The sequence below is a fragment of the Variovorax sp. IB41 genome (assembly GCF_016405905.1).
In the GTDB taxonomy this organism is placed as follows: domain Bacteria; phylum Pseudomonadota; class Gammaproteobacteria; order Burkholderiales; family Burkholderiaceae_C; genus Variovorax.
On the sequence record NZ_JAEFCB010000011.1, the window covers coordinates 146,671 to 158,556 of the forward strand.

Below are 11,886 nucleotides of genomic sequence, written 5' to 3' on the forward strand. Positions count from 1 at the left end.
ACCGGTTCAAAGACGAAGCGATGAAGAAGCCCACCAACGCCAACCTGTTCGCCGCCTTGCGCGCGGCCTTTCCCGCCGACCTCGACGCCATCGCGGTCGAGACCGACAACGGCCTGTTCTATTCGTGGCGCGACCTCGAACGCGCGAGCGCGATGATCGCCAACCTGCTCGATGCGCTGAAGCTCGAGAAGGGCGCGCGCATCGCGGTGCAGGTCGAAAAATCCGTCGAGGCGATGCTGCTGTACCTCGCGACGCTGCGCGCGGGCTATGTGTTCCTGCCGCTGAACACCGCCTACCAGAGCGCCGAGATCGAATACTTCATCGGCAACGCCGAGCCCGCGGTCGTGGTGTGCACGAGCCGCAATGCCTCGTGGGTCGGGCCGATCGCCACCGCAGCGGGCACGCGGCATGTGTTCACGCTGGACGACGACCGCACCGGCACGCTGCTCGAAGTGGCCGCGCAGTGCAGCGACAAGCACACGCCCGCGAAGAAGTCGCCCGATGACCTGGCCGCGATCCTCTATACGAGCGGCACCACCGGCCGCAGCAAGGGCGCGATGCTCACGCACGGCAACCTGCTGTCCAACGCACAGGTGCTCAAGGACTGCTGGGGCTGGGCACCGGGCGACGTGCTCATCCACACGCTGCCCATCTTCCACGTGCACGGCCTCTTCGTCGCGCTGCACGGCGCGCTGCTCAACGGCAGCAAGATGCTGTGGTTCTCGAAGTTCGACCCCAGGCGCATCGTCGCCAAGCTGCCCGAAGCCACCGTGTTCATGGGCGTGCCCACGCTCTACGTGCGCCTCCTGGCCGAGCCGGGCCTCACGCGCAAGGCGGTGCGCAACATGCGCCTGTTCGTCGCGGGCTCTGCGCCGCTGCTCATCGAGACCTTCGACGAGTGGAAGAAGCGCACCGGCCACACCATCCTGGAGCGCTACGGCATGAGCGAGACGGTCATGCTCACCTCCAACCCCTACAAGCCCGAGCAGGGCGAGCGCCGCGGCGGCACCGTCGGCTTTGCGCTGCCGGGCGTGCAACTGCGCGTGCGCGACGAGAACGGCAACGACTGCACCACCGACGAGATCGGCGGCATCGAGGTCGACGGCCCCAACGTGTTCGCCGGCTACTGGCGCATGCCCGAGAAGACCAAGGAAGAGTTCACCGCCGACGGCTTCTTCAAGACCGGCGACGTCGGCAAGATCGACGGCCGCGGCTACATCACCATCGTCGGGCGCAGCAAGGACCTGATCATCAGCGGCGGCTACAACGTCTACCCGGCCGAGATCGAGGGCTACATCAACGAGATGACCGGCGTGGCCGAGAGCGCGGTCATCGGCGTGCCGCACCCCGATTTCGGCGAGGTGGGCGTGGCCATCGTGATTGCCAAGGCGGGCACGGCCATCGATGCCGAGGCGATCGTGGCGGAGCTCAAGTCGAAGCTGGCGAACTTCAAGATTCCCAAGCGCTGCTTCGTCGTGGCCGAGCTGCCGCGCAACACGATGGGCAAGGTGCAGAAGGCGCTGCTGCGCGCCGAGCACAAGGAGCTGTTCGCCTAGGGCTTCGCAATCCTTGGCGCGAGGGCGGTGGCACGCGGCTCGTGAAAGATGAGTGCGTCCACCGCCTCCACCGCCTCCGGTGAAGGCCGGCGGAACTCTACGCCGAAGCCTTCGAGCGTCTCGACGTTGAACCGGCGCCCGCCGGCCGGCAGCAGCCGGTAGGTCGGCTGGCCCGGGATCGTCATGTTGAGCTGGTCGCCGGCGTCGAGCCGGATCTCGATCACGCGGCCCGCATGCAGGTAGTCGCCGGCGCACAGCCGGCGGAAGGCGGGGTCCAGCACCTCGCCGGCCGCGATGCGGCGGAACACGATGTCGTCCACCATCTGCTCCAGGGGCACTTCGATGCGATCGATGTGGCCCTGCCGGTCGTAGCGGAAGGTGAGGGTGCGGTCGCTCGGATGCATGATCGTCGGCCGGTCGGGCGTGACGAAGACGTCGTAGTGGCGATGCTGGAGCAGGTCTTCCGTGCCGCGCCAGTGCCATGCAAGCGCATCCCCGCGTTGCTCGATGCGGATGCGCCCATAGGCCGGGTGTTCGTACTCGCCGGCATAGTCTTCGAGCGGATGGCTCGGCCGCGTTTCGCTGTGGCGAACATCGGCGGCGGCCTTCTTGTCGAGCTTCTGCTGCGCCACGGCCTGCCGGCGCTTCGGTGCCAACCGGCCGAACCAGTCGATGGGTTCGCGGCCCGAGAGGCGGTCGAGCGCCGCGAAGGTGAGGATGGGCGTGGCGCCGCCCGGCGTGCGGTTCGTCAGCACCACGATGCCGGCGCGGCGTTCGGGCACCAGCGTCATCAGCGTGCTCCAGCCGGTCCATGAGCCCGAGTGCGCGATCGTGCGATCGCCGCGGTACTGCTCGCAGAAGAGGCCCAGGCCGTAGTGCGAATCACCGATCTCCGCGTATTCGGAGCGGCCCATGTGCACGCGTGGCGTCGTCATCTCGCGCAGCGCCTGCGGCGAGAGCAGCTGGCGGCCGTCCGCCTTGCCGTCGAGCAGGAAGCGCGCCCATTTCGCGAGGTCGGCGACCGAGGCGTTGATGCCGCCGGCGGGCGTCGCGCGGATGGGCGACAGCGGCGAGCGGTGGCGCACGTCGCCATCGATGGCGTGCGGACGGGCGCCGTCTTCGGCGGCGCCGAGCGCCTCGATGGAAAAGCCGAAGTGGTTGAAGCCCAGCGGCTTCATCAGCCGCTCGGTGGTGAAGTCCTCGAAGCGCTGTCCGCTGATGCGCTCGGTGATCATTCCCGCGACGAGGTAGCCCAGGTTCGAGTACTGGAAGGTGTCGCGCAGGTCCTTGTTAGGCGCGAGGTGCCGGAGCGCGGCCAGCATCTGCGCGTTGCTCAGGTCGCCGGGCATGTGGATCCAGTCGTGGCGCGGCAGCCCGCTGTGGTGGCAGAGGAGGTCGCGCACCGTGAGCCGCCCGGTCGCCACCGCGTCGTGCAGGCGGAACTCGGGGAGCACTTCGCGCACGGGCCGGTCCCAGTCGAGCTTGCGCTCGTCGACCAGCAGGCCCAGGCCCGCAGCGGTGAACGACTTGGTGATGGAGCACAGCAGGAACTGCGTGTCGGTGGTCACGGGCAAGCCGGTGTCGGTGTCGCGCACGCCGTAGCCCTTTTGCAGCACCACCTCGCCGTCCTGGATCACCGCCAGCGCGAGGCCGGGCACTTGCCATTCCTGCATCGAGGCTTCGACGAGGCTTTCGAGATCGCTCCACATGATCGGGGTCCTTGCCTTTGGGCCGTTAGATAGGGGGGCGAATCCTAAGGCAATCCCGCGCGTCGAATTTTTTCTTATGCCGCAGCCAGCCCGTTCATGAGCCCGCTGCGCGCGTGGCAGTTGATGTACTCGTAGCTCTGCTCGTCGGCCTTGAGCACCGACACCTCGTGGTACACGCGCAGCTGCAACTGGAAGTTCAGCGCCTGCACATAGCGCATGAAGCTGCCGAAGATCGCGACGTGCGTCGGGTGCGATTCGGCCCAGCGCTCCATGTCGGCGAGCGAGCGCCAGTAGCTCAGGCCGAACGACTTCTGCAGCGGCGCGCCCTTCGCGTCGAGGTGGTGCATGTAGCGGTTGCTGTAGCAGCCGATGGCCAGGCCCTGGTCGCGCAGGAACTCCATGCCTTCGCGCAGCACTGGCTCCATGTCTTCGAGGTAGAGCGTGCGCTCCTGGCCGGTGGTCTCGGTCCACTCCTGGCCGGAGCGGATCATCGCGATGTTCTCGTGGCCCGCGACGCGCACGCGCTGGCCCGGTGCCGGCATGCCGGCGATGACCGCGCGCGTGCCCGAGGGCGACAGCGCATCGGTCTGCGAGAGCGCAATGCGGTCGCGCATCGACCCCCAGTAGCCGTGCTCCTGCAGCTCGCCGCTGACCTCGCCCATGACCACGCCGACGCCCTCGAAGCGGTCCGGCGTGTTGAACATGGTCTCGAAGTGTTCGACGCGCGGCGAGGCGATTTCGCGGAAGTAGCCGAGGCCTTCGGCGAGCCGTTCGTCCGATCGCCACCATGCATCGACGGCGGGCGTCGCGCTCCAGCGTGCGAAGGCCGCGGCGTCGTCCCAGTAGGCGATCGCGACCATGTTGTCGAAGCCGTCGGCATCCACGTAATGCGTGAGGTCGTGATGGCCGGGCCCGTCGGGCAGCGCGAAGTCGCGTGCGATCTTCATCAGCGCGGCGCAGGCGCGGCCCTGCATCTGCGTGCCGCGCGACTGCACGCCGAAATAGCCCATCGCCACCTGCGTCACCGAGGCCGGCGCGCGGGCCGACCAGACAGGATAGGGCGGCGTGTAGTCGTCCTCGACGCGGCGGTGCCGCGTGCGGGGGCATTTCAGGTGCTCGGCGATGGCGGATTCCATGGCGGGCTCCCGCACGTCAGGCCGCGAGCTGCAGGCGCGGCTCGGTGCCCGCGGCCACGGCTTCGGGTGCGCTGCGATCGGGCTCGGGCGAGCGCTGCAGCACCACGGGCTCGCGGCGCGTCTTGTTGAGCAGCAGCTGCGTGACGTCGGGGCGCGAGTAGTGTCCGCTCGGGTCGCCCGCGGCCTTGGCGAGCGAGATCATGCCCAGGTCGATGTCCGCGATCACCAGGCCTTCCTGGTCTTCGGCCAGCGGCGTGCCGAGCGGCGAGCCGTCGGGTGCGTAGATGCGCGCGAAGCCGCCGCCGGTGCGCAGCATCTGCTGCTTGCCCGCGTCGGTGCACATCAGCTCGCTCATCGCGGGCGAGACGGTCGCACACGGCGCGATCACGAAGCACTGGCCCTCGGCCGCATACACCTGGCTCGCCGCGTTGTTGACCTCCGGCCCGAGCGCATAGGCGGCGCCGCGGTAGAGCGAGAAACTGGGCCATGCGCCGCAATGGATCTGCTCGTTCTGCGCATACATCGCGTATTTGCTCAGCGGCTGCAGGTGCTCCCAGCACGAGAGCGAGCCGATGTTGCCGATGGCCGTCTCGGCCACCGCGAGATCCGAGCCGTCGCCCTCGCCGAACACGGTGCGCTCCACGTGCGTGGGCTTCAACTTGCGCCGCGTCTGCACGGTGTTGCCCTGGTCGTCGAAGAGCGCCTGCGCGATGTAGAGGCTGCCCGCCGCCTTCTCGCTGTAGCCCAGCGATACCCAGATCCGGTGCTTGCGCGCAGCCTCCGCGATGCGTTCGAACTCGGCCGAGCCGACCACCAGCGAGTTGTCGTGGTAGCGCTGCACGAACTGCATGCCCCAGGCGGGCGAATCGAGCCAGATCCACCAGGGGTAGCCGGGCACCCAGGTCTCGGGAAAGGCGATGAGCTTCACGCCCTGGTCGGCGGCCTGCGCCATGAGCTCGATGGTCTTGTCGATGGTGCCGTCGAGGTCGAGGAACACGGGCGCGGCCTGCACGGCGGCGACGCGCAGCTTGGGGTGAACGGTGGTGGGCATGGCGAACCTCCAGAGGTGATGGTGGCGGGGTGGATGAAACAACTTCGCACACCCCCAACGCGGGTTTGCGCGGTGGCATGCGGGTTGCTTGAAGCGTAGATTCGCCGCCGCGGAACGCCTTGATCCGAACTGGCGGCGTTCTTGTTCCAGCGTTGCACGCGCTTTCCGGGGACCCCCATGAACCAGTTGCTCAGCACCGATGCCGTGGCGCGCGACCAGCGCCTGGCCTACTGGACCGACATGATCTGCAACGTCTACGTGCAGCTCGGGTGCGACCCGGTGCGGCCGGACGACATCGGCCGCTTCGAGGGCAGCATCCGGCAGCACTCGCTGCCCAGCCTGGACGTGTCGGTGGTCAAGTCAGGCGCTCAGAAAGTCATGCGCACGAGCGGGCACATCGCGCGCTCGGGTGACGACTATTTCCTCGTGAGCATCCAGGCCGAGGGCCGCGGCGTGGTGCGCCAGGACGGGCGCGACGCGGTGCTCTCTGCGGGCGACTTCGCGCTGTACGACAGCACGCGGCCCTATGAGCTGCTGTTCGACGACAGGTTCGAGCAGATCGTGCTCAAGCTGCCCGGCGAGCGCCTGCGCAGCGAGCTGCGCGACACCGAGGCGCTGACGGCCACCACGGTATCGGGCAAGGAGGGCGCGGGGCATCTCCTGCTCGGCATGATCCGCACGCTGCGGGAAGACATCGACACGCTGCAGCCCGCATCGGCGCTGGCCGTGGCCAACGGGGTGCAGAGCATCCTCGTGGCGGGGCTGCAGACGCTGCCTGCGGCGCGTGCGCCGTCGCTGAGCAATCTGACGGCATACCACCTCGCGCGCGTGAAGCGGTGCATCGACGAGCAGTTGGCCGATCCCTCGCTCTCGATGGGCAGCCTCGCGGCATCGCTCGGGGTGTCGGCGAGCCACATCCACCGCGTGTTTAAGAGCGAGCCGCTGACGCCTTCGCAGTACATCTGGGAGCGCCGGCTCGAAGCCTGCAGCCGCGACCTGCTGGAGCCGCGCCTGGCGGGCAAGCCGGTGGGGGAGATCGCGTATGGGCGCGGCTTCAACGATGCGGCGCATTTCAGCCGCGCGTTCCGCGAGCGCTTCGGCTGCTCGCCGCGCGAGTGGCGGCACCCACAGGTGCCGCGGGTGCAGTAGCCGAGGTCTACTGGACCAGCAGCACCGAGATGTCGGTCTCGCCGATCACCTTGGTCGCGACCGAACCCATCAGCGCGCGTCCGAAGAGACCGTGGCCATGGGTGCCGAGCACGATCAGCTCGGCGTGCGCGGCGGTGGCCGACTTCAGGATTTCCTCGGCCGCGTGGCCGTGGCGCTTGTCGATCGTGTAGTTGCCCACGCCCTTCTCGGCGAGAAGCGCCTTCACCGGATCGAGCACCTTCGCGCTTTCCTCGGCGTAGTACTCCGCGACGATCTCCTTGCTCAGATGCCGCGTCACGTGGCCCGAGATGCCGGTGCACACGTGGACCACGATGAGCTCGTGCCCGTCCACGAACATGGCGCGGTTGGTGACGAGGTAGTCCAGCGCCTTGCGGGTGTAGGCGCTGCCGTCGACGGCGATGAGGATTTTCATGAAACCGTTATACGGCTGCGACCAGTGGGTCGCAACGGGTCTCACCCGAGAACCGAAGGGCTATTTCCAGCCCCGTGCTCCAGCCCCGTGCCTCAGCCCTGCAGGCCCTTCCAGAGCATGTAGGCGGCGAGCAGATAGAGGATGCTCGCGAACACGCGCTTGAGCTTCTTCACGGGCAGCGTGTGCGCGGCCTTGGCGCCCAACGGCGCGGTGAACACGCTGCACAGCGCAATCACCACCAGCGCCGGCAGCCAGATGTAGCCGAAGGAGCCCGCGGGCAGGCCCTGCATCGACTGGCCGCTGATCGCATAGCCCACCACGTTGGCCACTGCGATCGGAAAGCCCAGCGCCGCGCTCGTGGCCACCGCGTTGTGGATCGAGATGTTGCACCACGTCATGAACGGCACGCTGATGAAGCCGCCGCCCGCGCCCACCAGGCCCGAGATGAAGCCGATCGCGCCGCCCGCGGCGAGCTGGCCGCCGGTGCCCGGCATCTGGCGCGTGGGCTTGGGCTTCCTGTCCAGGAACATCTGCGTGGCCGAGAAGCCCACGAAGAGCGCGAAGAAGATCGCCAGCGCCGTGCCCTTGAGCAGCGCGAACACGCCCAGGCTGCCTGCCAGGCTGCCGATCACGATGCCGGGCGCCAGGCGCTTGACGATGTCCCAGCGCACCGCGCCGCGCTTGTGGTGCGCGCGCACGCTCGATACCGAAGTGAAGATGATCGTGGCCATCGAGGTGGCGATCGCCATCTTCACCGCGAGGTCGGAGGACACGCCGCGGTGACCCATGATGATCGTGATGAAGGGCACCATCAGCATGCCGCCGCCGATGCCCAGGAGCCCCGCGAGAAAGCCGGTGCCAAGGCCGAGCGCGGCCAGTTCAAGAATCAGGAGGGGGTCGAGGAGATCGGTCACGCTGCGGGTCTTCGGACAAAGCAACGGCCCCGAGCAGTGTGTGCTGGGGGCCGTGCCGATGAAAAAAGGTGTCTGCAAGTGGGCGCCGAACCCGCATCCTGAACCAGGGTTCAGGTGGGCGAGGGCAGCAAGACTTCGGGTTCATCTGACGCGAGATGATCACGCCCGTCAAGCGATGTACCAAGCCCGGCTCCGGAGAGCATTGGAACAAGGAAATATTAAGCCCGACGCGCACCGCAGACAGTTCGGATTTTACGCTCCGTATGCGTCCATGGTGTTCATTCAGAGCAAATGACCATCGCCGGCCAGTGCCTGATCGAGCTTTTGAATGAGCTGGGTGGCCTTGGCATCGACCTCGCCAGGCTCGGCCGTGGCAGGCGCGGGCGCTGTTGCGACAGGCGCTGCAACAGCAGTGGCCTGTTGCGCCGCGAGATCGAAGGCCAGGTTCAGCGAAGCCAGCACCGCGATGCGATCGCGCGCCTTGACTTTTCCCGCATCGCGGATCTTGCACATCGCCGCATCCACGCGTTCGACCGCATCGCGCAGCTGCGGCTCGCCGCCGTCGGGACAGCCGAGCAAATAGCTCTGGCCCATGATCTGTACTTCTATCTGCTTCATGCGGTGGAGTCTTCGGGAGGTGGTTCAGCCGGCAGCCGCTCGAGCAGCGCATCCAGGCGCGTGCGTGCCGCGGCGAGCCGCGACTTGAGCCCGTCGCGTTCGCGCGTGAGCGCATCGACCTGTTCCTGGAGCAGCGCATTGGTGCGCTGTACCTCTTCGTGACGCACGAGCAAGCGTTCCACACGCTCGGCGATCTGATCGATGGGGCTGGAGGCGGGCATGGTTGGCGATTGTAGTTTCCCGGGGAATGGGGCCCGCCGGCAGGGCGCGCGGTGCCTCGACTGGCATGGATTCTGCTGCCTTCGCAGTGGCGTTTCAAACATTTATAGCCACTCCATGACCACGAAGAACAACACTCTATTCAGCCGGCGCGACCTGCTCGCGCTCATCGGCAAGACCGCGGGCGGCGGCGCGATGTACCAGGCGATGACCTCCCTGGGTTTCGCTGCCGAGTCCAATTACAGCGGCCCTCCGAAACTCGATGGTGCGAAGAAAGGTGCGTCGGTGCTGGTTCTTGGTGCGGGCCTGGCCGGCATGGCCGCCGCGCTCGAGCTGCGCAACGCGGGCTATTCGGTGAAGGTGCTCGAGTTCAGCAACCGCGCGGGCGGCCGCTGCTGGACGCTGCGCGGCGGCGACACCTTCACCGAGCTCGGCGGTGCCTCGCAGCAGTGCGGCTTTGCCAAGGGCGAGTACTTCAACCCCGGTCCGTGGCGCATACCTTTTCATCACCACGCGGTGCTCGGCTACTGCAAGCGCCTGGGCGTTGCGCTGGAGCCCTTCATTCAGGTGAACTACAACGCGCTCGTGCATTCGAGCAAGGCCTATGGCGGCAAGCCGCAGCGCTATCGCCATGTGCAGGCCGACTATCAAGGCTACGTGGCCGAGCTCTTGGGCAAGGCGACGCAGCAGGGCAACCTCGATGCGGCGCTCACGAAGGAAGACAAGGAAAAACTCCTCGAAGGCCTGCGCCGCTGGGGCGCGCTCGACACGCAATTCCGCTACCGCGAAGGAACCATCAGCAGCGACCGCCGCGGCTATGAAGTCGATGCGGGCGGCGGCCTCATGCCGCTGGCCAAGCCGTCGAAGCCGCTCGACATGAGCGAGCTGCTGCAATCGAACCTTTGGCGTTACATCGCGAGCGGACAAGACTACGAATTCCAGAGCGCGATCTTCCAGCCCGTGGGTGGCATGGACATGATCGCCAAGGCCTTCCAGAAAGAAGTCGGCAGCCTCATCCGCTACGGCGCGAAGGTCACCAAGATCGAGCAGAACGACCGCGGCGTCACTGTCACCTACACCGACGAGGCCAAGGGCGGCGCGGTCACGCAGGCCAAGGCCGACTGGTGCCTGTGCACCATTCCGCTGTCGGTGTTGAGCCAGATCGACGTCCAGGTCAGCGCGCCGATGCAGGAGGCCATCAACGCCGTGCCCTATGGCGCGTCGGTGAAAGTCGGCCTGCAGTTCAAGCGCCGCTTCTGGGAAGAAGACGAGCACATCTACGGCGGCATCAGCTACACCGATCTGCCGATCTCGCGCATCTCGTACCCCTCGACGCGCTACGGTGACAAGGGCAAGGCGGTGGTGCTCGGGGCCTATGTGTTCGACGGCCCGAACTCCTACGAATTCACCGCGATGGCGCCCGAGGAGCGCGTGCGCCGCGCGGTCGAGTTCGGCACGCAGCTGCATCCGCAGTACGCGCGCGAATTCGACAACGGCATCTCCGTCGGCTGGCACCGCGTGCCGGGCTCGCATGGCTGCTACGGCATGTGGACCGACGAGACGCGCCAGAAGCACTACAAGAACCTGTGCCAGGTCGACGGGCGCATCGCGCTCGCGGGCGAACACGCTTCCTACATTCCGGCCTGGCAGGAGGGCGCACTGCTCTCGTCGCTCGATGCGATCCAGCGGCTGCACGCCCGCGCCGTCGCTGCATGAACGCAGAGTAAAGGACACACCCACCATGAACAACAACAACCTCACGACTTTCAAGCGCGCGCTGCTCGGCCTTTCGTTCGGCGCCATCGCCGCGATGAGCGGCCAGGTCTTCGCGCAATCGCCCGAACCCGCGTTTTCCGTCGGCCCCCGGTTCCAGGAGAGCTCGGGCGAATCGATCTACCGCGCCACCTGCCAGGCCTGCCACATGGCGCAAGGGCAGGGCGCGAAGGGCGCGGGCGCCTACCCGCCGCTCGCATCGAACCCGCGCCTGGCCAGCGCGGAGTACCCGCTCTATGTCGTCATCAACGGCCAGAAGGGCATGCCCGCCTTCGGCAAGATGCTCAGCGACGAGCAGATCGCCTCGGTGGTCGGCTATGCGCGCACCCATTTCGGCAACCAGTACGCCGATGCCATTCCCGCGGAGAGCGTCAAGAAGCTGCGGCCTTGACCGCGTTGCGGCATTCACCGGATCCTTCCTTCGTCCACCACCCCAGCAGAGAGACAACACGCATGACCATGACCATGACCCTGTTCACCAAGACCCAGCCACTGGCGCTCGCCGCCGCCCTGTTCGCAGCCGGCGCCGGCGCGGCGCACGCGGCCGACGAAGTCATTCGCCACCGTATTCCGAACTCCACCTTTCCGATTTCGGCCGCGGTCGAGGTGCCGTCGTCGCTCACCAACGTGTACCTCTCGGGCCAGGTGCCGCCGCTGCAGGATGCGGCCGCGCCCAAGAACAGTGCCGCGGCCTATGGCGGCGACACCAAGGGCCAGACCGTCGGCGTGCTCAAAGCCATCGAGAAGAGCCTCACGGGCCTGGGCCTCACGATGGGCGACGTGGTGAAGATGCAGGTGTTCCTGGTCGGCGATCCGGCCAAGGACAACAAGATGGACTTCGTCGGCTTCATGGAGGGCTACACCCAGTTCTTCGGCACCACCGCGCAACCGAAGCTGCCGGTGCGCTCGGCCATGCAGGTGGCGGCACTGGCCAACCCGGCGTACCTGGTCGAGATCGAGGTGATGGCGGTCCGCCCGGCCCCATCGAAGTAGCCTCACCAGCGGCCCGATGGGCGCGGCAGCCAAAACTTTCGGCTTAGCGCCGCTGCCGAAGGGCCTAAAATCCCGCCCGTTGGTGCTCGCGCCGTGGTTCGCACGGCGCAGTTCAACGGGAAGCAGGAGTGAACGCCCCGAGGGTCCGCAAGCCGGACATCGGAACAAGGCCGAAGCCGCCTGCGCTGCCCCCGCAACGGTCAAGCAGACGACGCCGCAAGGCGCCACCCCTTTCCATCCAGCCACTGGGCGCCCTGAAACAGGTGCCTGGGAAGGCGGCAGGGGCCGTTCTGCCAGCCCGGATACCGGCCAACAAGGCGGCTGCCGCATGCAAT

12 protein-coding genes and 1 riboswitch are annotated in these 11,886 nt (G+C 67.2%); of the genes, 5 read left to right on the plus strand and 7 right to left on the minus strand.

Translation table 11 applies throughout. The features are described 5' to 3' along the window. Positions 1-20 precede the first annotated feature (20 nt). On the plus strand, positions 21-1,556 hold the full coding sequence (locus tag JC881_RS20305; protein ID WP_198787502.1) for a malonate--CoA ligase: 1,536 nt from the start codon (positions 21-23) through the stop codon (positions 1,554-1,556). Here JC881_RS20305 and JC881_RS20310 read toward each other — a convergent pair. From JC881_RS20310 to JC881_RS20320, 3 genes are all read right to left on the minus strand, one after another. Next, entirely contained in the window at positions 1,553-3,265 is a 1,713-nt protein-coding gene (locus JC881_RS20310; RefSeq protein WP_198787503.1) for a serine hydrolase, read from the minus strand. The two genes, JC881_RS20305 and JC881_RS20310, sit on opposite strands and share 4 nt — an antisense overlap. A gap of 74 nt (positions 3,266-3,339) precedes the next feature. After that, a complete protein-coding gene (locus tag JC881_RS20315; RefSeq protein ID WP_198787504.1) occupies positions 3,340-4,401 on the minus strand; it encodes a phenylacetaldoxime dehydratase family protein in 1,062 nt (353 codons plus the stop codon). Between the two features lie 16 nt (positions 4,402-4,417). Then, positions 4,418-5,452 carry a carbon-nitrogen hydrolase family protein gene (locus JC881_RS20320; protein ID WP_198787505.1) on the minus strand — a complete coding sequence of 345 codons (1,035 nt, stop codon included), beginning with the start codon at positions 5,450-5,452 and terminating at the stop codon, positions 4,418-4,420. Positions 5,453-5,629: 177 nt separating this feature from the next. Between JC881_RS20320 and JC881_RS20325 the strand changes: the two genes are divergently transcribed. Further along, entirely contained in the window at positions 5,630-6,601 is a 972-nt protein-coding gene (locus JC881_RS20325) for a helix-turn-helix domain-containing protein (protein WP_198787506.1), read from the plus strand. 7 nt (positions 6,602-6,608) lie between these two features. On the opposite strand, the gene JC881_RS20330 is transcribed toward JC881_RS20325, so the two are convergent. The 4 genes from JC881_RS20330 to JC881_RS20345 form a co-directional block, all read right to left on the minus strand. Continuing rightward, on the minus strand, positions 6,609-7,034 hold the full coding sequence (locus tag JC881_RS20330; protein ID WP_198787507.1) for a universal stress protein: 426 nt from the start codon (positions 7,032-7,034) through the stop codon (positions 6,609-6,611). A gap of 92 nt (positions 7,035-7,126) precedes the next feature. Next, complete coding sequence (locus tag JC881_RS20335; RefSeq protein WP_198787508.1) at positions 7,127-7,948, minus strand: sulfite exporter TauE/SafE family protein; 822 nt, start codon at positions 7,946-7,948, stop codon at positions 7,127-7,129. 282 nt (positions 7,949-8,230) lie between these two features. Then, a complete protein-coding gene (locus JC881_RS20340; protein ID WP_198787509.1) occupies positions 8,231-8,566 on the minus strand; it encodes a cell division protein ZapA in 336 nt (111 codons plus the stop codon). Continuing rightward, positions 8,563-8,787: a hypothetical protein gene (locus tag JC881_RS20345; RefSeq protein WP_042581495.1), complete on the minus strand. Its 225-nt coding sequence runs from the start codon at positions 8,785-8,787 to the stop codon at positions 8,563-8,565. Before JC881_RS20345 ends, JC881_RS20340 begins: the two co-directional genes overlap by 4 nt. 115 nt (positions 8,788-8,902) lie before the next feature. Between JC881_RS20345 and JC881_RS20350 the strand changes: the two genes are divergently transcribed. The 3 genes from JC881_RS20350 (at position 8,903) to JC881_RS20360 (ending at position 11,551) form a co-directional block, all read left to right on the plus strand. Further along, entirely contained in the window at positions 8,903-10,501 is a 1,599-nt protein-coding gene (locus JC881_RS20350; RefSeq protein WP_198787510.1) for a flavin monoamine oxidase family protein, read from the plus strand. A 25-nt stretch (positions 10,502-10,526) separates the two neighbouring features. Next, complete coding sequence (locus JC881_RS20355) at positions 10,527-10,949, plus strand: c-type cytochrome (RefSeq protein ID WP_233101923.1); 423 nt, start codon at positions 10,527-10,529, stop codon at positions 10,947-10,949. A 62-nt stretch (positions 10,950-11,011) separates the two neighbouring features. Then, complete coding sequence (locus JC881_RS20360) at positions 11,012-11,551, plus strand: RidA family protein (RefSeq protein ID WP_443083363.1); 540 nt, start codon at positions 11,012-11,014, stop codon at positions 11,549-11,551. A 64-nt stretch (positions 11,552-11,615) separates the two neighbouring features. Next, a riboswitch (cobalamin riboswitch) is annotated at positions 11,616-11,879 on the plus strand. Positions 11,880-11,886 lie beyond the last annotated feature (7 nt).

Bases quoted from the DNA above. Each gene is read 5' to 3' on its own strand.
- JC881_RS20305 (WP_198787502.1), top strand. From the start codon at position 21: ATGAAGAAGCCCACCAACGCCAACCTGTTCGCCGCCTTGCGCGCGGCC.
- JC881_RS20310 (WP_198787503.1), bottom strand. From the start codon at position 3,265: ATGTGGAGCGATCTCGAAAGCCTCGTCGAAGCCTCGATGCAGGAATGG.
- JC881_RS20315 (WP_198787504.1), bottom strand. From the start codon at position 4,401: ATGGAATCCGCCATCGCCGAGCACCTGAAATGCCCCCGCACGCGGCAC.
- JC881_RS20320 (WP_198787505.1), bottom strand. From the start codon at position 5,452: ATGCCCACCACCGTTCACCCCAAGCTGCGCGTCGCCGCCGTGCAGGCC.
- JC881_RS20325 (WP_198787506.1), top strand. From the start codon at position 5,630: ATGAACCAGTTGCTCAGCACCGATGCCGTGGCGCGCGACCAGCGCCTG.
- JC881_RS20330 (WP_198787507.1), bottom strand. From the start codon at position 7,034: ATGAAAATCCTCATCGCCGTCGACGGCAGCGCCTACACCCGCAAGGCG.
- JC881_RS20340 (WP_198787509.1), bottom strand. From the start codon at position 8,566: ATGAAGCAGATAGAAGTACAGATCATGGGCCAGAGCTATTTGCTCGGC.
- JC881_RS20345 (WP_042581495.1), bottom strand. From the start codon at position 8,787: ATGCCCGCCTCCAGCCCCATCGATCAGATCGCCGAGCGTGTGGAACGC.
- JC881_RS20350 (WP_198787510.1), top strand. From the start codon at position 8,903: ATGACCACGAAGAACAACACTCTATTCAGCCGGCGCGACCTGCTCGCG.
- JC881_RS20355 (WP_233101923.1), top strand. From the start codon at position 10,527: ATGAACAACAACAACCTCACGACTTTCAAGCGCGCGCTGCTCGGCCTT.
- JC881_RS20360 (WP_443083363.1), top strand. From the start codon at position 11,012: ATGACCATGACCATGACCCTGTTCACCAAGACCCAGCCACTGGCGCTC.